Source organism: Bacillus sp. REN16, assembly GCF_020731355.1.
Taxonomy (GTDB): Bacteria; Bacillota; Bacilli; order Bacillales; family Bacillaceae_L; genus Ferdinandcohnia.
The window spans coordinates 267,416-294,016 of the sequence record NZ_JAJFZK010000004.1; the positions used below are offsets into that span (position 1 = coordinate 267,416).

A 26,601-nucleotide genomic window follows, 5' to 3' on the forward strand; every position below is an offset into this window, starting at 1 on the left:
CAATGTCATTAGTTGCATTCCATACATTAGGATGTAAAGTAAATCATTACGAAACAGAAGCGATTTGGCAGCTCTTTAAAGAAAATGGATATGAGCGTACCGAATTTGAAAGTACTGCTGATGTGTATGTTATTAATACTTGTACTGTTACAAATACAGGAGATAAAAAGAGTAGACAGGTTATACGTAGAGCAATTCGTAAAAACCCTGATGCTGTTATTTGCGTTACAGGTTGTTATGCTCAAACATCGCCGGCAGAAATTATGGCAATCCCTGGCGTTGATATTGTTGTAGGTACACAAGATCGAAGGAAAATGCTTGGTTATATCGAGCAATACAAGCAAGAACGCCAACCGATTAATGGTGTGGGTAATATTATGAAAACACGTGTATATGAAGAACTTGAAGTACCTTCATTTACGGACAGAACACGTGCTTCGTTAAAAATACAGGAAGGCTGTAATAATTTCTGTACCTTCTGTATCATCCCGTGGGCACGGGGGCTAATGCGTTCTCGTGATCCAGAAGAAGTAATTAAACAAGCACAGCAGCTTGTAAATGCAGGATATAAGGAAATTGTTTTAACTGGTATCCATACAGGCGGCTATGGTGAGGATATGAAAGATTACAATTTAGCTGCCCTTTTACGTGACCTGGAATCGAATGTAATTGGTCTTAAGCGAATTCGTATTTCTTCCATTGAGGCTAGCCAAATTACCGATGAGATCATTGAAGTACTTGATCAATCAACAAAGGTAGTAAGACATCTGCATGTTCCATTACAATCTGGATCAAACACAGTGCTAAAACGCATGAGACGTAAATACACGATGGAATTTTTTGCTGAACGCTTAACAAAACTACGTCAAGCATTGCCAGGCTTAGCGTTAACATCTGATGTTATCGTTGGCTTTCCAGGCGAAACAGAAGAAGAGTTTATGGAAACCTATAATTTTATAAAAGATCATAAATTCTCAGAATTGCACGTTTTCCCATACTCTAAGCGTACTGGTACTCCGGCAGCAAGAATGGAAGACCAAATTGATGAAGAAGTGAAAAACGAGCGTGTACACCGTCTTATCTCTCTTTCTGATCAATTAGCGAAGGAATATGCATCTAATTACGAAGGAGAAGTATTAGAAGTTATTCCTGAAGAACTTGACAAGGAAGATCCAACAAGTGGTTTATATGTTGGATTTACTGACAATTATCTAAAAGTGAAGTTCAATGCGACTGAAGATATGATTGGTAAAATCGTGAAAGTGAAAATCACAAAAGCTGGTTACCCTTATAATGAGGGACAATTTGTAAAAGTTGAAGAAGACCTTCCGATTGAAACAGAAGACGCAAGAACGACTGCGTAATACAAAAAAAGAAGTGAAGTTAATCATTTGATTAGCTTCTTTTTTTTATCGCATACTATTACTATTTAGTATATCAGCCGTAGTCAGGCTCCGTCTGATATACTAAAAGCCTCCGGCGGATGCCACAGATTTTTAAAGGAAGATTTTCGAGCTTGCTCGAAAAAATCTGGGCGCAAATACGCCAAGGCGCATTTGATAAAGACTAGCCAACCCAATGCAACAATGATATGATGTTAGAGGTACGTACAACTAAAATGATTAGAGGAGACATACATAATGACGAATATTGCTAAAATGATTGATCATACAGCTTTAAAAGCGGATACAACGAAAGCCCAAATTGAAAAACTTTGTGCCGAGGCAAAGGAATATGGATTTATGTCTGTTTGTGTGAATCCAACATGGGTTGAAACAGCAGCAAATCTTTTAAAAGATTCTGAAGTGAAGGTTTGTACAGTAATTGGCTTTCCATTAGGGGCAAGTACATCCGAAACGAAAGCATTTGAAACAAAGGATGCAATCGAAAAAGGAGCAACTGAAGTGGATATGGTTATCAATATCGGGGCTTTAAAAGATAAAAATGACGAATTAGTTGAAAAAGACATCCTTGCTGTTGTGGAAGCTGCAAAAGGTAAGGCACTTACAAAGGTGATTATTGAAACTTGTTTACTTACTGACGAGGAAAAGGTACGTGCATGTGAGCTCTCCGTTAAAGCAGGAGCAGATTTTGTGAAAACATCTACTGGCTTCTCTACTGGTGGAGCCACTGTGGAAGACATTCGTTTGATGCGCAAAACAGTCGGACCAGATATGGGAGTGAAAGCATCTGGAGGTGTTCGTGACCTAAAAGGCACCCAGGATTTGATTGAAGCAGGAGCTACTAGAATTGGTGCAAGTGCAGGAATTTCCATTGTAAAGGGTTTAACAGGATCTTCCGACTATTAAAAAGAAAGCTGGCCATTGGCCAGCTTTTATCATGCAGCTCTGTGTACCTTTGTAATAAAATTTGTTAACACTCCAGCAAAAGGTAAAAAGAGCAGTGAAGTAAGAACATTAAATATCAAACTTACATGGGCGATTTGAACATCAGGATGTGAGGTTAAAAGCATGGAAATTTGACCGAGTACATTGATTAACGGGAAAAATAATACCACACCGATCACATTGACCCAAATATGGGCATATGCAGCTAATTTTGCCTCCTGTTTGCTCCCAATACTTGCAATAAAAGCAGTAATACATGTACCAATATTCGCACCCAGTAACACGGCAATACCAGCATTTAAAGTAAGTAGCTGTTCATTCATAAAACCCATAATGATCCCGGTTGTTGCTGTACTAGACTGAATAATAGAGGTTAAAATGGTACCAACACCTACCCCAAAAAGACCACTTTCATTTGTATGCTGAAAAAAAGTATGAATGGATGGGAATTGTGAGATTGGCCTAGCCAACTGCTCAAAACCATTCATCGCCACAAACATACATCCTAATCCAAATAAAAAAGCACCAAAGCTAAAGACCTGTTGATTACTAATAAACAAACATAAAAAACCCACTATTAAAATTGGAACAATCCATTCAAAAATGTCAAAGGTGATCATTTCTGCAGTAAAGGTGGTTCCAATATTCGTACCAAGAATAATACCAATTGATTGTTTAAAGGTTAAATAACCTGTCGCAATTAATCCGACTACAAGCACCATAACTGCAGAGCTACTGTGGATAATTGCGGTAATGATCATTCCGGTAAATAATCCTTTTATCGGGTTATTAGTGAAACGAATCAGCCAAACCTTTACTTTATCTCCAGTAAGATTATATAGGCCTGTCCTCATCACAGTCATTCCAAATAAAAAAATTGCAATAAATACAGCAAATAACGATATTAGCTCAATCATGCATTTTCACCCCTATCTCATTGTATGGACAAGGAGTAGTGAAAATGACTACTTCAACTTTTTAATCTTGAATACATGTCCAATCTTATTTGCGAGCAAATTCCTATATAAAGAAAGGATTTAACAGGGATAACCGCTAAATTATTTATCAAAACTAATACAAAGACGTGATTTCTAGTGATACTATCATGAATTACAGTTGACCAAAAATCATGCATATATTATAATTGCAAAGTACATGTTTTTTGTTTCGACGATATTTATCGATCGACACTAAGAGAATGTAATAGAACATGTGTCTTAATTAGAGTTAGTGGTTGTTTTCGGAGGGAGGGAATTAGAATGTCAAAAACGGTCGTTCGTAAAAACGAATCGCTTGAAGATGCTCTTCGCCGCTTCAAACGTACTGTGTCTAAATCTGGTACTATTCAAGAAGCTAGAAAGCGCGAATTCTATGAAAAGCCTAGCGTAAAGCGTAAGAAGAAATCTGAAGCTGCTAGAAAGCGTAAATTCTAAAAGAGGGTGTAGTTTTATGAGTCTTCTCGAGCGTTTAAATAGTGATATGAAAACAGCGATGAAGAATAAAGAGAAGGATAAGCTATCTGTTATTCGAATGGTTAAGGCTGCACTTCAAAATGAAGGTATTAAGCTTGGAACTAGCGAAATTTCAGATGAAGCAGAACTAACAGTTCTTACTCGTGAATTAAAACAACGAAAAGATTCCCTCCGCGAATTTAGTAACGCTGGTCGTGAAGATCTCGTTAATAAAGTTCAAACTGAAATTGAGATATTAGAGGTATACCTTCCAGAACAATTATCTGAAGAGGATCTTGTTGCGATTGTTAAAGAAACAGTACAAGAGGTCAATGCTTCTTCAAAGGCTGACATGGGCAGAGTGATGGCCGCAATTATGCCAAAGGTAAAAGGAAAAGCTGATGGCGGTCTCGTAAATAAACTTGTTCAACAGCAATTATCTTAACAAAAGCACCTTACATCGCGTAAGGTGTTTTTTCTTTATCATTACTTATAAAAAAGGCAATCTTTACCACGAAAGACATTGCATAAAAAACCGCAAATAATGAAACCAGATGAGCTTATCAAACGTATATCATATTATCAAGATGTAAAATGAATAGAAAGGGGGGAACACAATTTGAAAAAATGGAGAATTCTTTTATTCCTGTCCATTATTCTCATACCACTTATCCTCACACTAGCGCCAAATAAAAGCTCTAGTGCTGCCGATCAGGTAGTATATATCATTCCATTAGAAGAAACAGTCGAAAAAGGATTAAGTGCATTTATCGATCGTTCGCTTACTGATGCTGAGAATAAAGGTGCAGACATTATCATTTTTGAAATAAATACCCCGGGTGGTGCCGTTGATGCTGCAACACAAATCGGGAAACGAATTCAGGAATCATCCATACCAACAGTTGCTTATATCAATAATGATGCTATCTCAGCAGGTGCTTTTATTGCATTAAACGCAGATAGGATCTATATGTCTCAAAATGGTAGAATGGGTGCTGCCGGCATCATTGACCAAGCGGGGAACACAGCAGATGAAAAAGCTGTTTCCTACTGGTTGTCAGCAATGAAGGGGGCGGCAGAAAATAATGGTCGTGATCCGATCTATGCTTTAGCGATGGCAGACAAAGAGATTGACCTTCCGGAGCTTGGAGCTGAAAAAGGAAAATTCCTGACCTTAACAGCCAAACAGGCCTTGTCAGTTAATTATGCGGAAGGGATCGTAAAGGATAGAGCAGATTTATTAAAGACTTTAGGCTATGAAAAAGCAGCAATTGAAGAAGCTGAAGTGAGTCTAGCGGAAAAAATTGCACGCTTTATTACAAATCCAATTGTAGTATCGATTTTATTAACAATTGGAAGCTTAGGATTAGTTGTTGAATTATACTCACCTGGTTTTGGTATTCCTGGTATAATGGGAATATCAGCGTTATTGCTCTTTTTCTATGGTCATTTAGTAGCAGGACTAGCTGGAATGGAATCCATTATTCTTTTTGTGGTAGGAATTGTATTCGTTTTACTGGAGTTTGTTTTACCTGGGGGGATTATCGGCTTGATAGGATTAGGTGCTATTTTAACGAGCTTTTTCTTGGCAGGGAGCAGTATGATGGTCATTGGAATTTCGCTTCTAGTAGCATTAGTAGCAACGATTGTAGTATCAATTATTTTAGTGAAAGTATTTGGCAAGAGGCTACATGCATTTAAAAAGATTATTCTTTTTGATTCTACCAATACCGAAAGCGGGTATGTCTCAAATAAGAACCGCAAGGATCTAATTGGAAAACAAGGCATTGCCTTAACAACATTAAGACCTTCTGGTACTGTTATTATCAATGATGAAAGAATAGACGTTGTAACACAAGGGAATTACATTGAGAAAAATACAAAAGTGGAAGTTATCAAAACAGAAGGTTCTCGAATCGTTGTACGGGAAGTAACTGAAATTGATAATAAAAACAAGTAGGAGGAAAAAAGAATGCCAACAGGTCTGATCACAGTATTAATATTAGTTGCACTTGGTATTATTTTATTGGCTGTACTATTTACATTTGTGCCGGTTGCACTATGGATTTCGGCACTTGCTGCTGGTGTGCGTGTAAGTATCTTTACATTAATTGGGATGAGGTTACGTCGGGTTATCCCGAACCGTGTGATTATCCCGTTAATTAAGGCTCAAAAAGCAGGTTTAAATCTTAATACAAACCAATTGGAGAGTCATTATTTAGCAGGTGGTAACGTTGACCGTGTAGTTAATGCATTAATCGCTGCACAACGTGCAAACATTGATTTAACATTTGAAAGAGCAGCTGCTATCGACCTAGCAGGTCGTGACGTATTAGAAGCGGTACAAATGAGTGTTAACCCTAAAGTTATCGAAACACCATTTATTTCAGGTGTTGCGATGGATGGAATTGAAGTAAAAGCGAAAACTCGTATCACCGTTCGTGCCAATATTGATCGTTTAGTCGGGGGAGCAGGAGAAGAAACTGTTATTGCCCGTGTAGGTGAGGGTATTGTAAGCACAATCGGTTCACAAAAAGACCATAAAAAGGTACTTGAAAATCCTGATATGATTTCTCAGACAGTTTTAGCAAAAGGACTAGATGCAGGTACTGCATTTGAAATCTTATCGATTGATATTGCAGATATTGATATCGGCAGAAACATAGGTGCCGTGCTTCAAACAGACCAAGCGGAAGCAGATAAGAAAATTGCTCAAGCAAAAGCTGAAGAACGCCGTGCTATGGCGGTTGCAAGTGAACAAGAGATGCGCGCCCGCGTAGAAGAAATGAAAGCGAAGGTTGTGGAAGCCGAGGCTGAAGTGCCATTGGCAATGGCAGAAGCACTACGCTCTGGTAACCTTGGAGTGCTGGACTATACAAATCTTAAAAACATCATGGCTGACACTGACATGAGAGATTCAATTGGCAGAAGCACAAAAGATCATGATGAAGATAAATAATGATCGAAAATAAACCTCAAAAAGTGAAAGGAGGTTTACACTGTGGATTTACTTATACAAAATATAATTGAAAAGGTTATGGCAAATCCTTGGATTCTTATTATCATAATTGGATTAGCTGTTAATACGTTTAAACGTTTTGCAAGCGGTGAAAAAGAGCCAACACCTCAAGTCCCATTGCCTAAACAGTTCAATCCGTTTGACCAAGAACCAAAACCTGTAAAGGAAGTTCAACAGGCGGAGTCAAAGTATGAATTTGAACCTAAAGAAGTGCCAGAAACTTCTGTTTCAAATACATTCTATGAACGATATCAAGAGCTTCAACAAAAGGGAACCTATAGTGAAACAACAACCCAGGATGAAGGGCAGCCTGTCCTAGAAGTTATCAAACCGAGAGCTGCTGCTTCAGGGCAAACGGGCGTCAAAAGCTTTTCGAAAAACAAGGTCGTCGAAGGGATTATTTGGTCCGAAATTCTAGGTCCTCCACGGGCAAAAAAACCGTACCAAATCCGACGTTAACATCTGTATTATCATATTTTAAAAAAGGGGGATGAAAAGGACCGAGAATTTCAAGGCGGCGCAGCTTTGAGTACCGGAGCGTATGCAGTTAATACGTGAGGAACGGAGAAGCAAGCCAACACAGAAATTCGATGTGTCATTTTTATCCCCCATTTAAAAATGTTCTATGAGCCCTCTTTCACTCATAATATGAGTTGAAAGGGGGTTCTTTGTTATGCCTAAAAACCTAGGACAACGCATGAAAAGATGGATCACAAACAAGATGGAACTTCCTGCTGACGTTATGATGGATCTTCCAAGAATCACGATGATTGGACAATTACATATTTACATAGAGAATCACCGAGGACTATTGGCCTTCTCAGATAAAGAGGTGCGGCTCTTACTGAAACAAGGACAACTTCTGATTAAGGGAAAAGCATTTGTGATTAAAACCATTTTACCTGAAGAAATAATGCTCGAAGGAAAAATCGAACATGTGCAATATATTGAGAATTGATTCAGAATTGATTCGCTAGGGGGATAAGCATGAAGAACCATTGGATGCATTTTTTTAGTGGAAGTGTCAACGCTGTTATTTCTGGAAAAGGGACTGAGCGATTTATCAACGAATGTGTAAGACAAGGTATTGTCGTGTGGAATGTGAAGAAGCCAGGGACCCACACCCTTAGCTTCTCCATGTATTTAAAGGATGTCAAAAAAATTCGCCGTATTGTCCGGAAAAATGATTGTAAGCTTCGCTTTATTGGAAAAAAAGGCTTGCCATTTCTCATTCAAAAGGCATTGTATAATAGTGGTTTTTTTATTGGGGCGATATCGTTTTTTATCATTGTTACATTATTATCGAATATGGTTTGGGGCATAAAAGTTGTAGGGGCCAAACCAGAAACCGAGCACCTTATTATTAAAGAATTAAAAAAGCTTGGTGTCGAAAAAGGAAAATTACAATTCTTTATTGAAGATAATGAATCATTGCAAAGACATTTAGAAGACGCGATAAACGATATTACATGGATTGGTGTGGAATTAAATGGGACGACCTATCATTTTGAGGTTGTTGAAAAGAATCAGCCAGAGGCTCCAGAACAGTTAAGCCCACGTGATCTTGTCGCAAATAAGAAAGCCATAATCAAAAAGTTAATTGTGGAGGAAGGAAAGCCAGTAAAAGCAGTAAATGATCTTGTCAAAAAAGGGGATCTCTTAGTTACAGGTAAAATTGGAAAAGAGGGGGAAGAGATCTATGTACCTGCACGTGGAAAAATTTTTGGTGAAACATGGTACAAGGCTGACGTAAAGGTAGATATTACAACGAAACTTGAAGTATTAACAGGAGAAAATAAAACTAAGCATTATCTTTTGGTAGGAAATTTACGTATTCCTTTATGGGGTTTTGGCAAAATTGAATACAAGGAGTATCAAACTGAGTCACAGAAAAAACATGTCAAATTCTTTAACTGGCAGCTTCCGATCGCGTATGAAAAAGATACGCTAAGGGAAAGTGAAAAAATTACAAGAAAATATACGACAGACCAAGCCATCGAAGAAGCAAAGCGAATCGGAAGGACCAATTTAGAGCAAGGATTGGACAGTGATGCTGAAATTATAAAAGAAAATGTTTTGCGTCAATCGATTAACAATGGTAAAGTTGAATTGGAAATAAAATATAATGTTATTGAGAATATCGTAACTACGATACCATTAGTTCAAGGAGACTAAAGGATGTCAGAAGATTTAGTAATGAGTAAACATCAACTGGAAAACCCAAACGAGGCACTTGTTTTATTTGGAAACAATGACCTCCATTTGAAACGGATTGAAGAAGAATTAAATGTCTCAATCATTACAAGAGGTGAGGCAGTTCACGTTTCCGGTGAATTAACTAATGTACAGCTTGTTGAGGAAATTCTCGAAAAGCTGCTAAGTGTTATCCGAAAAGGAATACTTGTGAGTGAACGAGATGTCATCTACTGTATTCAAATGGCGAAGACTGGAAAATTGGATTCATTTGAAGAATTATATGATGAAGAAATAACAAAGACGGCTAAAGGAAAATCCATTCGTGTAAAAACGCACGGACAACATCAGTATGTGGCAGCAATCAAACAGCATGATTTAGTATTTGGCATCGGGCCAGCGGGTACCGGTAAGACCTATTTGGCTGTTGTTATGGCTGTTAATGCGTTGAAAAATGGACAGGTTAAACGAATCATTTTAACTCGCCCTGCGGTTGAAGCAGGTGAAAGCCTTGGTTTTTTACCTGGGGATTTAAAAGAAAAGGTTGATCCATATTTACGTCCTTTATATGATGGATTACATGATGTGCTTGGAGCAGAGCATACCGAACGTTTAATGGAACGAGGAATAATTGAAATTGCCCCATTAGCATATATGAGAGGGCGTACCTTAGACGATGCTTTCGTTATTTTAGATGAAGCGCAAAATACAACGTTGGCGCAAATGAAGATGTTTTTGACACGACTCGGTTTTGGCTCTAAAATGGTCATAACTGGAGATATTTCGCAAATCGATTTACCCAAGGGGGTAAAATCTGGGTTACATGAAGTAATAAATATTCTGAAGGATGTTTATGGTTCTGCGTTTATCTTCTTGGAACAGTCCGATGTTGTACGTCATCCTCTAGTAGCACGTATTATTGAAGCGTATGAAAAAGCCGAGGCTGATCAAAAGTAAAAGACCCATATGGAATGGGTCTTTTTTACCATTAAAGGAATTGGTAAAATAATCCTTAGAAAAGGAGGTTGAAGAAATGAGGAAAACGACTAAGCTAACGAATAAATTATCCGTTTTAAAGAGCTATCAATCCTTACATATTTTGATTTATATCCTCCTTGCAGGAATTATGTTCTTAGTGATGTTTAGCAATGTCAAACCAGAAGTTTTGCAATTAGAGGTGCTGCATCCATCCGAACAAACAATTCGCTCTCCATTAACAATTGAAGATAAAATTGCGACTAAAGCAAAACAGGATACAGCGGCAAAAGAGGTTGAGGATGTTTTCACGCTTAAATCTGAATACGCAGATAACCAAGTAGATCTTGCTATCTCGATTTTTGACTCAATTGAAGAAACGAATAATGAAGCATCGGATGTCTATGAAGCGAAGGTAAAGGAATGGGAAAGCCTCACGGAGGAAGATCGAGGGGAAGATCCAAAACAATTGACTGCTTCAGAAAAATTACAAATGTTAAAAACTAAGCTGCCACAGGATTTAACAAATCGAATTCCAGATGATGTCCTTACTGCTTTATTAACGGCAACCCCTGATCAATTATCACGTGCAAAGGATGCCGTTATCACTGCTGTTAATAATGTAATGAACACTAGAATTCCTTCATCTGAGGTAGAAAATGCAAAAAATAAAGTAGTGGAGGAATTACGTTATTCTAGTGTTGATACAGCGTTAAGAGAGCCAATGAGAGAAATGGCGCGTTTTGCTGTCGTTCAAAACGTCTATTATGATGTTGAAGCCACAGATGAAAAACGCCAACAAGCAATCGAAGCAGTTGAGCCTGTGAAAATTCTCCAAGGTCAAATTATCGTGGAAGAAGGACAACTGATCACAAGAGATATTTATCGTCAACTTGAACTACTGGGTATGACTAGCACCAATAACCCAATTCAACCGTTTATTGGCTTGGCGTTGATTATTTTGTTAGTAATAGCTGCACTAGTCTATCATTTTCATAATGAAATGATTCCTGCCGATCGACATCGGAATATATATTTATCGATTTTTGCGATTATCTTTACTGTTACCATTCTATTAATGAAGGGTATTAGTTTATTCCAACAAATTGATTATTCCGATATAGGATATATTGTTCCGGTTGCGATGGGAGCAATGTTAATCAAGCTGATAATAAATGAAAAAGTCGCCATTCTCTCAAGCATGATTTTTGCTGTTTGTGGAAGTATTATCTTTAACGAGGGTGTTACTGGTACTCTCAATTTCACAGCAGGAATTTATTTCTTATTTGCTTGTTTAGCTGGTGTGTTATTTTTAAGTCAGCATAATCGCAGAGGTAAGATACTTCAAGCGGGGCTCTTTGTGGCTTTAATCAATATTATCGTAATCTTTTCGATTATGTTATTACAAAATGGCAGTTATTCTAGCTTAGACTATGGTTCATCCATTATTATGGCAGTTTTGTCGGGTGTGATAGCTGCTGTACTAACCATTGGTCTATTACCTTTCTTTGAAGCCGGATTTAATATACTTTCGACCATGAAATTAATCGAATTATCGAATCCGAATCATCCGTTATTACGAAAGATTTTAACGGAAGCACCGGGTACATATCATCACAGTGTCATGGTTGCAAACTTGTCAGAGTCCGCTTGTGAAGCGATTGGAGCAAATGGATTATTAGCTAGAGTATCATCGTATTATCATGATATTGGCAAAACAAAACGTCCACATTTTTTTATCGAAAATCAGATGAATATTGAGAATCCGCATGATAAGATTGCTCCACAGCTTAGTAAAACGATTATTACAGCACATGCCACTGATGGCGCAGAAACATTAAGGAAATATAAAATGCCACAAGAAATCGTCGACATCGCTGAGCAGCATCATGGTACAACTTTGTTAAAATATTTTTATCATAAAGCAAAACAACAAAGTGATCGGGAAATTCTTGAATCTGATTTCAGATATGAGGGGCCAAAGGCACAAACAAAAGAGGCTTCGGTAATTGGAATTGCTGATAGCGTTGAAGCGGCAGTACGATCGCTATCAAATCCAACCCCGCAAAAAATTGAGTCACTTGTTAACAGCATTATTGCCGACCGATTACAGGATGGGCAGTTTGATGAATGTGATATAACCCTAAAAGAGCTCGATATTGTTGCGAAAACACTTTGTGAGTCGCTAAAGGGAATTTTCCACTCAAGGATCGAATACCCGGCAGAGGCCACAAAACAGAAGGTGAAGGAAGCATGAGATTAGAAATTGATTTTAACGATGAAATTGGAGAAGTAAAAGAAGAAGAGAGTACATTAGTGAAGGAGCTGCTTTTCTTAGCGGCTGATAAAGAAGGGGTCAAAGAAGGAACAGAAGTTTCAATCACCTTTGTTGATAATAAACGGATTCAAGAAATAAATCGAGAATATCGCGATAAGGATCAACCAACAGATGTGATTTCATTTGCTATGGAAGAAATGGGTGAAGGAGAAATTGAAATTATTGGGGAAGACATACCAAAGCTATTAGGCGATATTATTATTTCAATCCCAAGAGCAAGGGAACAGGCTAAGGATTATGGCCATTCCTTTGCTCGGGAACTGGGTTTCCTTGCAGTCCATGGTTTCTTGCATTTACTTGGCTATGACCATATGACAAAAGAGGATGAGGACAAAATGTTTTCAAGACAAAATGAAATCTTAGAGGCATATGGACTTGAAAGATAAGCAAAAAAATAAATGGACAAGCTTAATCAAAAGCTTTTCATACGCTATACAAGGATTGCGAGAAGCCTTTTTTTCGGAACGTAATTTACAAATACACTTTTTATTTTCAATCATTGTTGTCATTTGTGGTTTCCTATTTCAAATCACAAAGGTGGAATGGATGGTTATTTTAGTATTGATTGGCGGAATGTTCTCAATTGAAATGATAAATACAGCAGTCGAAAAAGTGGTGGATTTAGTTACAAATGAATTTCATCCATTAGCTAAAAAAGCTAAAGATATAGCCGCTGGAGCTGTCCTTATTTATGCAATTATAGCTGTGATTATAGGTTTAATCATCTTTTTACCTTATTTACCTAGTTTAATTTAGAGAAAATTCTTACAATTATATAACAAATGATTTAAATCCATGCATTGATTAAAAATATTATGTAAAATAAAAATACACTTCCGTACCAAGATATGCAGAAAGGAAGATAGAAGTGAAAATAGAGGAACTGGTCAACGAAGCGAAAAAAGCAAGAGAACTAGCATATGTTCCATATTCAACCTTTAAAGTAGGAGCTGCCCTACTAACAAAGGATGGTAAAGTATACCATGGATGTAATATTGAAAATGCAGCTTATAGTGTAACCAATTGTGCAGAAAGAACGGCTTTATTTAAGGCTGTATCTGAAGGCGATAAGGAGTTTGCAGCTATTGCCGTAGTTGCAGATACTGAGCGACCAGTACCCCCCTGTGGCGCATGCCGTCAAGTTATTTCAGAGCTATGTCAGCCTGATACAAAGGTTTATTTATCAAATTTAAAAGGTGATCTACAAGAGACAACGATCGCTGAATTACTGCCAGGAGCTTTTACACCGGAGGATTTACATGGAAAATAAAAATGGTTATAAATCAGGTTTTGTTTCAATCATTGGACGCCCAAATGTTGGGAAGTCCACATTTCTAAATCATGTTATCGGTCAAAAAATTGCCATTATGAGTGATAAGCCTCAAACAACGCGTAACAAAGTTCAAGGGGTTTTTACGGAGGAAAATTCACAAATTATTTTTATTGATACGCCTGGGATTCATAAACCGAAGCATAAGCTCGGCGATTTTATGATGAAGGTTGCCCAGAATACCCTTAAGGAAGTCGATATCGTTCTTTTTATGATAAATGCTGAAGAGGGCTATGGCCGAGGTGATGAGTTCATTATCGAACGCCTGAAAAATATTCAGACACCAGTTTTTCTTGTTGTTAATAAGATAGATCAAATACATCCTGATCAGTTATTAGAATTAATTGAAAAGTATAAAGGGCTCTATCCTTTTAAGGAAATAGTCCCGATCTCAGCTCTTCAGGGTACGAATACTCCAAGATTAGTAGAACAAATCAAAAATTATTTACCGGAAGGTCCTCAGTATTATCCTGCTGATCAGGTAACAGACCATCCGGAACGATTTATTATCACTGAATTAATTCGTGAAAAAGTACTTCACCTAACCAGAGAGGAAATTCCACATTCAATTGCAGTTGTCATGGATTCACTCGAGAGAAGAGAAAGTGGCAATACTGTATACGTGGGGGCTACTATTATCGTCGAACGCAATTCACAAAAAGGCATTGTGATCGGAAAACAAGGCAGCATGCTAAAAGAAGTTGGAAAGCGCGCACGGGCCGATATTGAAGCACTGTTAGGGTCGAAGGTCTTTTTAGAACTTTGGGTAAAGGTTCAAAAGGATTGGCGTAACAAAGCGTCCCAGCTTCGTGACTATGGCTTTAGAAAAGATGAATATTAACTTAAAGCTTAATGTGCTGGAGCTAGATATCTATGGTGATAAGAAAAAATACACGGATTTACAAAATTTATGTAACATGTTTTTAAGGATTTTCGGTCAAGATATTCATACAAGTGAATGAAATTGGAGTAGTCTTTGCTAGTTAAAATAACGAAAGAGGTGGGGTTACTATGTTAGATTTTACCTGGAAGGTATTTAGTCAAACAGGTAATGTTGATACGTATCTTCTTTTTAAGGAATTGGAACAAGAGAAGACTGAGAGACCCGAAACACAGAGTGAGGAGCTAGCAGGAATAGAATTTCCAATTACTTGACCATCCTTTAAAAGCGTCTTAAAGAGCGCTAAATTTTCGTAACAAAGGTAATTGGTTACCTAGTTGCCAATGGATGGTGACAGAATTGCTGCAAAAATGCGAAGGTATTATCATAAGAACAAGTGATTATGGTGAAACGAATAAAATCGTAACTTTGTATACCCGCGAATGGGGAAAAATTGGGGTAATGGCAAGAGGTGCAAAGAAACCGAGCAGTCGCCTTGCTGCTATTACCCTTACTTTTACATATGGACAGTTTTTAGTTCAAAAGACGTCAGGTTTAGGAGTCTTACAACAAGGTGAAACCATTTCGACCTTCCGATCTATTCGTGAAGATATTTTTTTAACCGCATATGCATCTTATGTAGTTGAATTAACCGATAAATGCACGGAAGAAAAGAGAACGAATCCTTTCCTTTTTGAAATGCTATATCAAACATTAAATTATTTAAATGAAGGTTATGACCCTGATATTCTTTTGTACATCTATGAGCTTAAAATGCTCCCATTACTCGGGTTATATCCTCGACTTGATGAATGTACAATTTGTAAAAATACAGAGGGAGAGTTTGCTTTTTCGATAAGAGAAGGTGGGCTCCTTTGTCATCGTTGCTATGAAAAAGAGCCATATCACTTGAAAATATCACAAGCAACTATACGATTGCTTCGCTTGTTTTATTATTTTGATTTGAGCCGGTTGGGGAGTATAACAGTAAAGGATGAAACAAAAAAAGAATTAAAAACGGTCATCGACATGTATTACGAAGAATATTCAGGTTTGTATTTAAAATCAAAACGATTTTTAGATCAACTCGATAATCTTCGCCTACCATAAGGTAATCTACTTGACATGGTCGTAAATTTGGAATATAGTTCAATTAAAAATATCGCACGGTGAAGGAAAGTAGTACTTATTAAAGTGTGTGTTTAAAAAGGAGGATAAAAAGGACCGAGAAGTTCGAGGCGGTGCAGCTTTGAGTAGCGGAACGTATGCAGTTAATACGTGAGCAACGGAAAAGCAAGCCAACGAAGAAATTCGATGTGTCATTTTTACCGGACTTTTTAACATCCTCTTATAGTTCATAAAAGCGAACCTAGGACGGTGGAAGCTAGGGTATGAACAGATAAGGAAGGCGTTCCAGAGTGTATCGTTTGAAAGAGGCAATAATCCTTCAGTGGGTTTGTTGCAAATAGGGTGGAACCGCGGGTAAACTCTCGTCCCTATGTCTAGAATTAGGCATAGAGGAGGGGAGTTTTTTTATTTTATAACAATTTGTTTGAAATCATGTCCGAAATTTTTCGCTATTACTGTGGAGGTGCAAAATTAATGAATATACAAGAAATGATATTAACATTACAAAAACATTGGTCAGATCAAGGCTGTATTCTCATGCAAGCCTATGACGTAGAAAAGGGTGCAGGAACGATGAGCCCCTATACATTCCTAAGAAGCCTTGGTCCAGAGCCTTGGAATGTAGCATATGTTGAACCATCCAGACGTCCAGTTGATGGCCGCTATGGAGAAAACCCAAACCGCCTTTATCAACACCATCAATTCCAAGTCATTATGAAGCCATCCCCTGATAATATTCAGGAGCTTTATCTTGATTCATTAATTAAATTAGGAATTGATCCTTTAGAGCATGATATAAGATTTGTTGAAGATAACTGGGAGGCACCAACACTTGGAGCAGCAGGACTTGGTTGGGAAGTGTGGCTTGACGGGATGGAAGTAACTCAATTTACATATTTCCAACAGGTTGGGGGCATCGAGTGTAAACCAGTGTCTGTTGAAATTACATATGGAATCGAACGTTTAGCCTCTTATATTCAGGATAAGGAAAATGTTTTTGATCTTGAGTGGACTAAAGGCTTTACGGTTCGTGATATTTTTCATCAGCCTGAATACGAGCATTCAAAATATACATTTGAAACATCTGATATTGACATGCTATTTAACTTATTTAGTATTTATGAAAAGGAAGCACATCGTCAAATGGACGAGGGTCTCGTCCATCCGGCATATGACTATGTATTAAAATGTTCACACACCTTTAACCAGTTAGATGCAAGAGGAGCCATCTCAGTAACAGAGAGAACAGGGTATATCGGCAGAGTGCGTAATTTAGCACGTAAAGTTGCTAAAACGTTTTATGAAGAGCGGGAAAAATTAGGCTTCCCAATGCTGAAGGCAAAAGGAGACGATCGTAATGAGTAATCGGGATTTATTGATTGAAATTGGCTTAGAGGAGATGCCAGCAAGGTTTGTAACAGATGCCATGAACCAGCTTTCTGACAAGGTAACGAACTGGCTGCTAGAACATAATCTTTCATTTGAGCAGGTCGAACGTTTTTCTTCACCTAGAAGACTAGCTGTGCTTGTTCATGATGTTGCGGAAAAACAAGAGGATGTTGAACTTGAAGCGAAAGGACCGGCGAAAAAAATCGCTTTAGACCAGGATGGCAATTGGACAAAAGCAGCGATGGGCTTCACAAGAGGTCAAGGGGCATCAGTTGAAGATATCTATTTTAAAGAGATTAATGGGGTGGAATACGCACATATCAATAAATTTATAAAAGGTAAAGACACAAAAGAAATCTTAGGTGAGCTTGAGGATGTCATAACACATTTATCATTCCCAAAAAATATGCGTTGGGGTGATCAAGAGCTTCGTTATGTTCGTCCTATAAAATGGATCGTTGCTTTATTTGGTGATGAGATTATTCCACTTTCAATCACAAACGTTACTGCTAGTAATAAAACTTTGGGACATCGTTTCCTGGGACATGAGGTTGAAATTACAGCGCCTAGAGACTATGAAAAACTACTGATGTCTCAATATGTTATTGCTGATTATCTAGAGCGTAAAGAAGCAATTACAAACCAAATTAAAATTTTAGAAGAAGATCATAATTGGATGGTTCCAATTGATGCGGATTTGTTAGAAGAAGTAACGAATCTAGTTGAATATCCAACTGCATTTTATGGAAAATTTGAAGAAGAATTTTTGAATTTACCAGAAGAAGTGCTAATTACGAGCATGAGAGAGCATCAACGTTATTTCCCTGTAAAAGACAAAAACGGCGCTCTTCTACCTTACTTTGTCGCGGTTCGAAATGGTGACCATAAGCATCTTGAAACAGTAGCAAGGGGAAATGAGAAAGTCATTCGTGCTCGTTTGTCAGATGCAGACTTCTTCTATAAAGAAGATCAAAAATTAAAGATTGATGACTTAATTCAAAAGCTTGATAAAATCATATATCATGAAGAAATTGGCTCAATTGGTGACAAGGTTAGACGTATTCAGCAAATAACAAAGTATTTGTCAGAGCTTCTTGGAATAGATCGTGAAACACTAGAGAAAGCAAATCGGGCTGCAGGTATTTGTAAATTTGACCTTGTTACAAACATGGTGTATGAATTCCCTGAGCTTCAAGGTGTCATGGGTGAACGATATGCACGATTAAGTGGGGAAGATGAAGCTGTCGCAGTAGCCATTAATGAGCATTACATGCCACGATATGCTGAAGACGCTAGTCCTGCATCAACTGTTGGAGCTTTAATTAGCCTTGCTGATAAGCTAGACACAATCGTTGGGTGTTTTTCAATCGGCATTATTCCAACGGGTTCTCAGGATCCATATGCGTTACGTCGCATGGCGTCAGGCGTTGTTCAAATCTTACTTGATAAAGGCTGGGATATTAGTCTTGAAGAGTTATTCGATTACGTATCAGCTCTATTTGTCGAAGCAAATATTGCAAAGCTTGAAAAAACAGAAATCGAAAAAGAACTTGTTCAATTCTTTAAGTTGCGGATCAAGCATGAATTAAACACTCGAAACATCCGCTATGATATTATTGACGCAGTGCTAGGCAGCAAGGTTGGAAATGTTAGCCTGCTTATTAAAAAAGCCGAAATGCTGGAAAAAAATAAAGGCCATCAAGACTTCAAAGCAACTATTGAATCATTGGCCAGAGTATTGAATATCGCAAAAAAAGGTGAAGAAGCTGAAATTAATCCAAGCCTATTTGAATCAGATGAAGAAAAACATCTTTTTGAGAAGTATATAGAGGTTAAACCAAAGGTAGTTGAAGCTCTGAAAAAACATGATGCAGCAGAAGCCTTCCATTTATTGGCCTCGTTACGAGAGGTAATTGACCAATACTTTGAACACACAATGGTTATGGCAGACAATGACGCAGTAAGGAAAAATCGTCTTGCACAAATGGTTCAGCTTTCAGATCTAATCTATTTAATCGGGGATATGAACGCGATTATTGTAAAATAAACAAGAAAAGCGTAAGGCGCCTGTTTATCGGCTTATGATCTCGAGCCGATGGCGCCTCGTGCTAGACATTAGGGAAGCTAGGAGCCCGTTTGCTCCTAGTCTTTTTTCTATACACTATACGTAATTATGCAATTAGTATATAATAATTCTAATTAGTATAACCTCATTTAAATTCATTACATAAATGATTAGAGTTTACGATTGGTGGTGAGTACAATAGAACTAAGTAAGCGGCAAGAACAAATTGTAGAAATAGTAAAAGACAATGGGCCGATTACAGGGGAAGCGATTGCTGACCGATTAGGTTTAACTAGGGCAACCCTCCGTCCAGATCTCGCCATTTTAACAATGGCAGGCTATCTTGAAGCAAGACCACGTGTCGGTTATTTTTATACAGGAAAGACAGGTCAGCAATTACTGGCTGATAAAATTAAAAAAATCAAAGTGATGGACTATCAATCCATTCCGGTCGTGATAAACGAAAGTATATCTGTTTATGATGCGATAGTTACGATGTTTTTAGAGGATGTCGGTACATTATTTGTAGTCGATAAATCATCGCTTCTTGTTGGAGTCTTGTCGAGAAAAGATTTACTGCGGGCAAGTTTAGGTAACCAGGATTTAAAATCCGTTCCTGTCACGATTATTATGACCCGTATGCCGAATATTACAATGTGTGAAAAAGATGAGCTTTTACTTGATGTGGCGCATAAATTAATCGAAAAGCAAATTGATGCATTACCTGTTGTGAAACACTCTGACCGTGGTATCGAAGTTATTGGAAGAATCACAAAGACAAATATGACAAAAGCCTTAGTGGCCCTCGCTGGGGATGAAATCCTCTAATTTTTGGTAAGGAGATGGATTAGGAAATGAGAAATCGCGTGGTATATGTAGTATCTGATTCGGTTGGGGAAACAGCAGAATTGGTTGTTAAAGCGGCAGTAAGTCAATTTAACGGATCTCATACAGATATAAAACGAATTCCTTATGTGGAAGACACAGCTACACTCTCAGAGGTTGTAGCCCTTGCGAAGCTAAATAATGCAATTATTGCTTTTACCCTTGTGGTGCCTGAACTAAGAGATTTCCTGGTGAAGGAAGCAGAGCGAGAAGGGGTAATTGTGAATGATATTCTGGGCCCTTTAATTGAAAAAATGTCAGGCCTTTATGAAAGCAACCCAAGATTTGAAGCTGGTCTGGTAAGAAAACTAGACGAAGATTATTTCAAAAAAATAGAGGCAATTGAGTTTGCAGTTAAGTATGATGATGGACGTGACCCAAGGGGGATACTTCGGGCAGATATTGTCTTGATTGGAGTTTCAAGAACTTCCAAGACACCTTTATCCCAATACCTTGCACATAAGCGCTACAAGGTCGCTAACGTGCCGATCGTTCCTGAGGTGGATCCGCCTGAAGAATTATTCAAAGTGTCACCGAATAAATGCTTTGGATTAAAAATAAGCCCCGATAAACTAAATCATATTAGACGTGAAAGATTAAAATCACTAGGATTAGATGACCAAGCAATCTATGCCAACATCAACCGGATTAAAGAAGAACTTGATCACTTTGAATCAATCATAAATAGAATCGGTTGTGATGTTATCGATGTCTCAAATAAAGCCGTTGAAGAAACAGCGAATATTATCTTGAATAAAATCAATAAACGCAGAACCAATTAAAACGAAACCGCTAATTAATAAGAGAAAACATATCTCAAAAAGATATGTTTTTTTATGGCGTTTGTAAGAATTTTATATTATAATAAAAAATTGTGATAAAAATACATATTTTTAGGTTTAGAGTTCGACTGGATAGAATAAACTATGTATTGAAGGTTGTCAAGGGTAAGATTAGGAAATAGGTGAATTAATTTTCGACATAATTTTCTCATTTCAAAATTTTTCTTCCAAAGCATTACTCACCTAAAGATTGGACAATCACAGATTTTGAACATCTTATTAAAACTTTTCTGGAAAAGAAGGATTCTCTGGAGTGATGTAGAATAGAGAAATATGACGGAAAAAAGAATAAAATATTTGTTGATGCAGATGCATGTCCAGTGAAGGAAGAAATACTTAGCATTGCTGGTACATATAATATCAATGTTGTATTTGTAGCTTCTTACGCGCATGTTATGTCAAATCCCATGGGTGGAAAATGGGTGTACGTGGATGCTGAGAAAGAGGCGGCAGATCTTTATATTATGAATCATGCAATTAAAAAAGATATCGTTGTTACCCAAGATACTGGCTTAGCAAGTATTTTGGTAAACAGAGGTGTTATTGTTCTATCACCCCGTGGGAAAGAGTTTAAGGAAGAGGATATGGATCAAATTCTCCATTTTCGCTTTTTATCTGCAAAGGAAAGACGTAATGGATCCTACTCGAAAGGACCAAAACCCTTTACTGAAGAAGACAGACAACATTTTTCTAAAATTTTTAAAAAAAGTTTGTCGAATATTGCAGGATTTTAACTCTACATATCGAATAACTTAGTACTTGGGGATGTTAAACATGGGGTATCGAATTCCCGAAGAAACAATCGAAAAAATTCGTATATCTGTTGACATTGTTGATATTATTAGTGAATATGTTCAATTGAAGAAGCAAGGTAGAAATTATTTTGGCTTATGTCCATTTCACGGTGAAAATACCCCTTCATTTTCTGTATCCCCTGATAAACAAATCTTTCATTGTTTTGGGTGTGGTGCAGGTGGAAATGTATTTTCTTTTTTAATGGACTTAGAAGGGTATTCCTTTGCAGAGGCTGCGGCTAACTTAGCTAGAAAAGTGAACATAGACTTATCAGATTATGAACAGCAAACTGCTGTTTCTAATAAAAGCAATGATGCATCAAAAATGCAAGAAGCGCACGAGCTTATAAAGAAATTCTATCATCACCTATTACTTAATACAAAAGAAGGTCAACCAGCATTAGATTATTTAACAAATAGGGGCATTACAAGGGATGTTATCGAAAAGTTTGAAATTGGCTATGCTCTTGATTCGTGGAGCTTCGCTACGAAATTTCTCCAAAAAAGAGGATTTAAGCCTGAGTTGATGGAACGTGCCGGATTACTTGTAAAAAAGGAGGATACCGGAACATTCTTCGATAGATTTCGAAACCGTATTATGTTCCCGATTTGGGATCATCAAGGCAAAACGATTGCTTTTTCTGGCAGGGTGCTTGAAAAGGGTCAGGAACCAAAGTATTTAAACAGTCCCGAAACGATTATATTTAATAAGAGTAAGACCCTTTATAATTTCCATCAAGCAAGACTTGATATCCGAAAACAACAGCAAGCGGTCCTTTTTGAAGGATTCGCAGATGTAATTGCAGCTGATTCAGCTGATGTTCCAAATTCGATTGGTACAATGGGTACATCCTTAACGGATGAACATGTAAAAATGATTAGAAGGAATGTGGAGTCTGTTGTCATTTGCTATGACTCTGATAATGCTGGGCTTGATGCTGCTTTACGGGCTTCATCCATGTTGGTTGAAGCAGGCTGTTATGTGAGAGTTGCAACGATGCCCAATGGTATGGACCCTGATGACTACATTAAAAAACATGGCGCAGAGAAGTTTAAAAATGATGTAATAGGGGCAAGTCTTACATTAATGGCATTTAAAATGCAGTACTTACGAAGAGGAAAAAATCTTCAGGATGAAGGAGAACGTATCCGTTATATCGAAGAAGTACTTAAGGAAATATCCTCTTTAGAAAAGGCTGTTGAACGAGACCATTATTTGCGCCAGCTTTCGGGTGAATTTTCGATTTCACTAGATGCGTTAAAAACCCAACAGCTTCAGTATTATAAATCTGAACGGAAAAAAAGGGATAATTTCTCTGGGAATAGAAATAATACGAAAGCGAAACCTGCCGTATCTAAACAATTACTTAAAGCCTATCATAATGCAGAACGTTTTTTACTTGCGTATATGCTAAGAAGTCGGGATATTGCCGATAAAGTTCAAGATCAGCTGCAAGCCGAATTTAATATTGAGGAGCATCAAGCAATTTTAACGTATCTTTACGCATATTATGAAGAAGGTCATGAGCCAGATATCAGCACATTTCTAACAAGGATACACGATGATAATCTTAAACGAATTGTCACAGATATAGCAATGATGTCAGTTGAAGAAGAAGTATCAGATTCTGTCTTATCAGATTATGTGAAACAGGTGTTGAATCACAAAAAATTGTCAATGATAAAAGAAAAAGAATCTGAACAGCTTGATGCTGAACGCAGTAAGGATTATTTGAAGGCTGCTACGATTGCAAATGAAATCATTCAAATGAAAAAAGCCTTACATTAAAATAGGTTTTCTAACCTCTATGTCTTACTAGTTTTGGAAGGAGGGGAACAAATGGCTGAAAAGTCTAAAGAAGTTGATACAGAACTAACATTAGAGCTAGTTAAAGAAAAATTAACAGCGCTTGGAAAAAAACGCGGTGTGTTAACGTATGAAGAAATCGCAGAGCGCATGTCTGGTTTTGAAGTTGAATCAGACCATCTTGATGAATACTATGAGTTCCTTGGAGAGCAGGGGATTGAATTAATTGGTGATGGTGAAGACCATGATGCTGATGCAGAAGATGAGGATGATCCAAATGTTCAAGATTTATCCAAGGAAGAAGAATTCGATCTAAATGACCTAAGTGTTCCTCCAGGAGTTAAGATCAATGACCCAGTGCGTATGTACTTAAAAGAAATTGGCCGTGTGGACCTACTATCTGCAGATGATGAGATTCAGCTTGCTGAAAGAATCGAACAAGGTGATGAAGAGGCCAAACGCCGACTAGCTGAAGCCAATTTACGACTTGTTGTAAGTATTGCAAAGCGTTACGTTGGTCGTGGGATGTTGTTCCTAGATTTGATCCAAGAAGGAAATATGGGATTAATTAAAGCTGTTGAGAAATTTGATTATCGCAAAGGCTTCAAATTCAGTACGTATGCCACTTGGTGGATTCGTCAAGCAATTACACGTGCGATTGCAGACCAAGCTAGAACCATTCGTATCCCGGTTCATATGGTTGAAACGATCAATAAATTAATTCGTGTACAACGTCAGTTACTCCAGGATCTTGGACGCGAACCAACCCCTGAAGAAATTGGCGAGGATATGGATTTAACCCCTGAAAAGGTTAGGGAAATCCTAAAGATTGCTCAAGAGCCTGTATCATTAGAAACACCAATTGGTGAAGAAGATGATTCACATCTTGGTGATTTTATCGAAGACCAGGATGCAACATCTCCATCTGAACATGCAGCATATGAGCTTTTAAAAGAACAGCTTGAAGATGTCCTTGATACCTTAACTGATCGAGAAGAAAATGTATTACGTCTCCGTTTTGGCTTGGATGATGGACGTACTCGTACCCTCGAAGAAGTAGGTAAGGTATTTGGCGTTACTCGTGAGCGTATCCGCCAAATTGAAGCAAAAGCACTTCGTAAGCTTCGTCACCCAAGCCGTAGTAAAAGACTAAAGGATTTCTTAGAATAAAACTTTTCATTTACATTTCGTAGTTTACTTCATAAAATTGAAGTAAACTATTTTTTTGGGGTCATTACCCGTTTTTAAGTATTAGAAAGGTGAACGCTTTCATGAATCAAGACAGAAAAAAAGTTATTATCAACGAAATTATCTATTGGCGTGAAAACAAATTACTTCCGGAAGCTTATTGTAATTTCCTTCTTTCGTTATATACGGAAGGTGAGGGGGTCGAACCCACTAAGACAACGGCCCCAGCAAAGAATAAAACGACAATTTCGATACTCGGAATTGGTTTACTTTTACCAGTTTTATTTCTTGTCACTTATTTTACTGAAATATCGCCTATATTGCAAATGGTTATAAACTTTATTTTTATAATTATCTGTACTTTAGGGTTGATTAGGAACAGAAATAATCCATTTTTTGTACATATTGGTTCCGTTATTCTTGCTCTTTTTATCCTTCTTTTATCAGTGAACGTAAGTGATCTCCTGTTTAAAGGGCATGAATATTATTTGTTTGGAATTATTTTATTGAATTGTTTTTGTTGGGTAATTGTTGGTATTTTTTCAAAGAAAAAATATTTTTTAATCACCGGAATTCTTGGCAGTATTACTTCCGTTATTCTTCTATTTAATTTTTAAATTGTTTGAAAATTGGTCGACACCCCTTATAATAGATAGTGAAAACGCATACAACGGGAGGGGTACTATGAATTTCGATTTAACGACTGAGCAAAAAATGATTCAAAAAACGATAAGGGAATTTTCTGAGGCAGAGGTTGCTCCAGGAGCTGAACAACGAGATAAAGACAAACGTTTCCCAATTGAAGTTTTTCAAAAGCTAGGAAAATTAGGCATGATGGGTTTACCGTTTCCAGAAGAGTACGGCGGTGCCGATTCAGATACAATTAGCTTTGCAATCGTGGTTGAAGAACTAAGCCGTGCCTGCGGGTCTACCGGAATTACATACTCAGCACATATCTCGCTTGGTGGTGCACCCCTATATTTATTTGGAACAGAAGAACAAAAACAAAAGTACTTAACACCAATCTGTACTGGGGAATCGCTTGGTGCATTTGGATTAACCGAACCAAACGCTGGATCAGATGCAGGAGGAACGCAAACAGAGGCAGTACTTATGAATAACGAGTTTATAATAAACGGAAATAAATGTTTTATTACCAATGCAAGCTTTGCAAAGCATCTTGCGCTTACAGCAATAACTGGTCGCAATGCCGGAAAAAAGGAAATCAGCGCGATTATTGTTCCAACGGATGCAGAAGGCTTTAAAGTAATCGATAATTATGAAAAAATGGGGCTTAATGCTTCAAATACAACAGAATTAGTTTTAGAGGATGTACGTGTCCCGGAGGAAAACTTACTTGGCAAACTTGGTGAGGGCTTCAGACAGTTTCTAATCACTCTAGATGGCGGGAGAATCGGAATTGGGGCAATGGCGGTTGGAATTGCGCAGGCGGCCTATGAAAAGGCGTTATCGTACGCTAAAGAGCGAAAACAATTTGGAAGGTCAATTTCTAGTTTTCAAGCGATACAATTTAAATTAGCAGATATGGCAATGAAAATTGAGTTGGCAAGAAATATGGTGTATAAAGCCGCATGGCTGAAGGATCAAAGCCGAAATTTTTCAAAAGAAGCGTCAATGGCAAAGCTATTTGCGTCTGAAATTTGCATGGAGGTAACAAATCAAGCTGTTCAGATTCATGGCGGGTACGGTTACATGAAGGAATATCATGTTGAAAGATTTATGAGGGATGCAAAGCTTTTAGAAATCGGTGAAGGCACATCTGAAATTCAACGAATGGTAATTGCCAGATCGCTTGGATGTTAAACATAAAAATTGACTTGAGCTCCTTTCCCTTGGGATAGGAGTTTTTTATCTGTTTGTTTGACAAATTTGTGACGTTTTTGTGTAAAATAATTTTGCAATAATATGTTAATAGGGTTCTTTGTACAATTAGGTCTTTTACTTCTAT

At 37.6% G+C, this 26,601-nt stretch carries 27 protein-coding genes; 26 read left to right on the forward strand and 1 reads right to left on the reverse strand.

What is annotated here, in order from left to right:
- Window positions 1-2: 2 nt before the first annotated feature.
- Both mtaB and deoC read left to right on the forward strand, forming a co-directional pair.
- Window positions 3-1,364, forward strand: coding sequence for a tRNA (N(6)-L-threonylcarbamoyladenosine(37)-C(2))-methylthiotransferase MtaB (gene mtaB / locus LKW28_RS06935; protein WP_229139615.1), 1,362 nt, complete (start codon window positions 3-5; stop codon window positions 1,362-1,364).
- A 273-nt stretch (window positions 1,365-1,637) separates the two neighbouring features.
- Window positions 1,638-2,309 carry a deoxyribose-phosphate aldolase gene (gene deoC, locus LKW28_RS06940; protein WP_229139727.1) on the forward strand — a complete coding sequence of 224 codons (672 nt, stop codon included), beginning with the start codon at window positions 1,638-1,640 and terminating at the stop codon, window positions 2,307-2,309.
- 29 nt (window positions 2,310-2,338) lie between these two features.
- On the opposite strand, the gene LKW28_RS06945 is transcribed toward deoC, so the two are convergent.
- Window positions 2,339-3,265, reverse strand: a complete 927-nt coding sequence (locus tag LKW28_RS06945) for a Na/Pi symporter (RefSeq protein WP_229139616.1) — start codon at window positions 3,263-3,265, stop codon at window positions 2,339-2,341.
- Between the two features lie 342 nt (window positions 3,266-3,607).
- Here LKW28_RS06945 and rpsU point away from each other — a divergent pair, with 342 nt between their 5' ends.
- The 24 genes from rpsU (at window position 3,608) to LKW28_RS07065 (ending at window position 26,456) form a co-directional block, all read left to right on the forward strand.
- A complete protein-coding gene (gene rpsU / locus LKW28_RS06950; protein WP_015595024.1) occupies window positions 3,608-3,781 on the forward strand; it encodes a 30S ribosomal protein S21 in 174 nt (57 codons plus the stop codon).
- A gap of 16 nt (window positions 3,782-3,797) precedes the next feature.
- Window positions 3,798-4,244 carry a GatB/YqeY domain-containing protein gene (locus LKW28_RS06955; RefSeq protein WP_229139617.1) on the forward strand — a complete coding sequence of 149 codons (447 nt, stop codon included), beginning with the start codon at window positions 3,798-3,800 and terminating at the stop codon, window positions 4,242-4,244.
- Between the two features lie 174 nt (window positions 4,245-4,418).
- Window positions 4,419-5,759, forward strand: coding sequence for an NfeD family protein (locus LKW28_RS06960; protein WP_229139618.1), 1,341 nt, complete (start codon window positions 4,419-4,421; stop codon window positions 5,757-5,759).
- A gap of 12 nt (window positions 5,760-5,771) precedes the next feature.
- Window positions 5,772-6,758 (forward strand): flotillin-like protein FloA, encoded by a 987-nt coding sequence (gene floA / locus LKW28_RS06965; protein ID WP_229139619.1) that lies wholly within the window; start codon window positions 5,772-5,774, stop codon window positions 6,756-6,758.
- A gap of 42 nt (window positions 6,759-6,800) precedes the next feature.
- Window positions 6,801-7,277 carry a hypothetical protein gene (locus LKW28_RS06970; RefSeq protein ID WP_229139620.1) on the forward strand — a complete coding sequence of 159 codons (477 nt, stop codon included), beginning with the start codon at window positions 6,801-6,803 and terminating at the stop codon, window positions 7,275-7,277.
- Between the two features lie 214 nt (window positions 7,278-7,491).
- Window positions 7,492-7,776, forward strand: a complete 285-nt coding sequence (yqfC, locus tag LKW28_RS06975; protein WP_229139621.1) for a sporulation protein YqfC — start codon at window positions 7,492-7,494, stop codon at window positions 7,774-7,776.
- 29 nt (window positions 7,777-7,805) lie between these two features.
- The gene (gene yqfD, locus LKW28_RS06980) at window positions 7,806-8,993 is read left to right on the forward strand and encodes a sporulation protein YqfD (protein ID WP_229139622.1); all 1,188 of its coding nucleotides are present in this window, start codon (window positions 7,806-7,808) and stop codon (window positions 8,991-8,993) included.
- A 3-nt stretch (window positions 8,994-8,996) separates the two neighbouring features.
- The gene (locus tag LKW28_RS06985; protein ID WP_229139623.1) at window positions 8,997-9,968 is read left to right on the forward strand and encodes a PhoH family protein; all 972 of its coding nucleotides are present in this window, start codon (window positions 8,997-8,999) and stop codon (window positions 9,966-9,968) included.
- 76 nt (window positions 9,969-10,044) lie between these two features.
- A complete protein-coding gene (locus LKW28_RS06990) occupies window positions 10,045-12,243 on the forward strand; it encodes an HD family phosphohydrolase (RefSeq protein ID WP_229139624.1) in 2,199 nt (732 codons plus the stop codon).
- Window positions 12,240-12,710, forward strand: a complete 471-nt coding sequence (ybeY, locus tag LKW28_RS06995) for an rRNA maturation RNase YbeY (RefSeq protein ID WP_229139625.1) — start codon at window positions 12,240-12,242, stop codon at window positions 12,708-12,710. Before LKW28_RS06990 ends, ybeY begins: the two co-directional genes overlap by 4 nt.
- Window positions 12,694-13,080, forward strand: a complete 387-nt coding sequence (locus LKW28_RS07000; protein WP_420708826.1) for a diacylglycerol kinase family protein — start codon at window positions 12,694-12,696, stop codon at window positions 13,078-13,080. The genes ybeY and LKW28_RS07000 overlap by 17 nt, the downstream gene beginning before the upstream one ends.
- A 112-nt stretch (window positions 13,081-13,192) precedes the next feature.
- On the forward strand, window positions 13,193-13,594 hold the full coding sequence (locus LKW28_RS07005) for a cytidine deaminase (RefSeq protein ID WP_229139627.1): 402 nt from the start codon (window positions 13,193-13,195) through the stop codon (window positions 13,592-13,594).
- Entirely contained in the window at window positions 13,584-14,495 is a 912-nt protein-coding gene (era, locus tag LKW28_RS07010; RefSeq protein ID WP_229139628.1) for a GTPase Era, read from the forward strand. Before LKW28_RS07005 ends, era begins: the two co-directional genes overlap by 11 nt.
- 170 nt (window positions 14,496-14,665) lie before the next feature.
- Window positions 14,666-14,809, forward strand: a complete 144-nt coding sequence (locus tag LKW28_RS07015; RefSeq protein WP_229139629.1) for a YqzL family protein — start codon at window positions 14,666-14,668, stop codon at window positions 14,807-14,809.
- A gap of 85 nt (window positions 14,810-14,894) precedes the next feature.
- Window positions 14,895-15,644 carry a DNA repair protein RecO gene (recO, locus tag LKW28_RS07020; protein ID WP_229139630.1) on the forward strand — a complete coding sequence of 250 codons (750 nt, stop codon included), beginning with the start codon at window positions 14,895-14,897 and terminating at the stop codon, window positions 15,642-15,644.
- Between the two features lie 492 nt (window positions 15,645-16,136).
- Window positions 16,137-17,027, forward strand: a complete 891-nt coding sequence (gene glyQ / locus LKW28_RS07025; RefSeq protein WP_229139631.1) for a glycine--tRNA ligase subunit alpha — start codon at window positions 16,137-16,139, stop codon at window positions 17,025-17,027.
- Complete coding sequence (glyS, locus tag LKW28_RS07030; RefSeq protein WP_229139632.1) at window positions 17,020-19,098, forward strand: glycine--tRNA ligase subunit beta; 2,079 nt, start codon at window positions 17,020-17,022, stop codon at window positions 19,096-19,098. The genes glyQ and glyS overlap by 8 nt, the downstream gene beginning before the upstream one ends.
- A gap of 207 nt (window positions 19,099-19,305) precedes the next feature.
- Window positions 19,306-19,944, forward strand: coding sequence for a helix-turn-helix transcriptional regulator (locus tag LKW28_RS07035; protein WP_229139633.1), 639 nt, complete (start codon window positions 19,306-19,308; stop codon window positions 19,942-19,944).
- Window positions 19,945-19,970: 26 nt separating this feature from the next.
- Window positions 19,971-20,783 carry a pyruvate, water dikinase regulatory protein gene (locus LKW28_RS07040; protein ID WP_229139634.1) on the forward strand — a complete coding sequence of 271 codons (813 nt, stop codon included), beginning with the start codon at window positions 19,971-19,973 and terminating at the stop codon, window positions 20,781-20,783.
- A gap of 323 nt (window positions 20,784-21,106) precedes the next feature.
- Entirely contained in the window at window positions 21,107-21,577 is a 471-nt protein-coding gene (locus LKW28_RS07045) for a YaiI/YqxD family protein (protein WP_324255017.1), read from the forward strand.
- 40 nt (window positions 21,578-21,617) lie between these two features.
- The gene (gene dnaG, locus LKW28_RS07050; RefSeq protein WP_229139636.1) at window positions 21,618-23,426 is read left to right on the forward strand and encodes a DNA primase; all 1,809 of its coding nucleotides are present in this window, start codon (window positions 21,618-21,620) and stop codon (window positions 23,424-23,426) included.
- Between the two features lie 51 nt (window positions 23,427-23,477).
- On the forward strand, window positions 23,478-24,614 hold the full coding sequence (rpoD, locus tag LKW28_RS07055; RefSeq protein ID WP_229139637.1) for an RNA polymerase sigma factor RpoD: 1,137 nt from the start codon (window positions 23,478-23,480) through the stop codon (window positions 24,612-24,614).
- Between the two features lie 101 nt (window positions 24,615-24,715).
- The gene (locus tag LKW28_RS07060) at window positions 24,716-25,249 is read left to right on the forward strand and encodes a hypothetical protein (RefSeq protein ID WP_229139638.1); all 534 of its coding nucleotides are present in this window, start codon (window positions 24,716-24,718) and stop codon (window positions 25,247-25,249) included.
- A gap of 67 nt (window positions 25,250-25,316) precedes the next feature.
- On the forward strand, window positions 25,317-26,456 hold the full coding sequence (locus tag LKW28_RS07065; RefSeq protein ID WP_229139639.1) for an acyl-CoA dehydrogenase family protein: 1,140 nt from the start codon (window positions 25,317-25,319) through the stop codon (window positions 26,454-26,456).
- The last annotated feature ends 145 nt before the right edge of the window (window positions 26,457-26,601 follow it).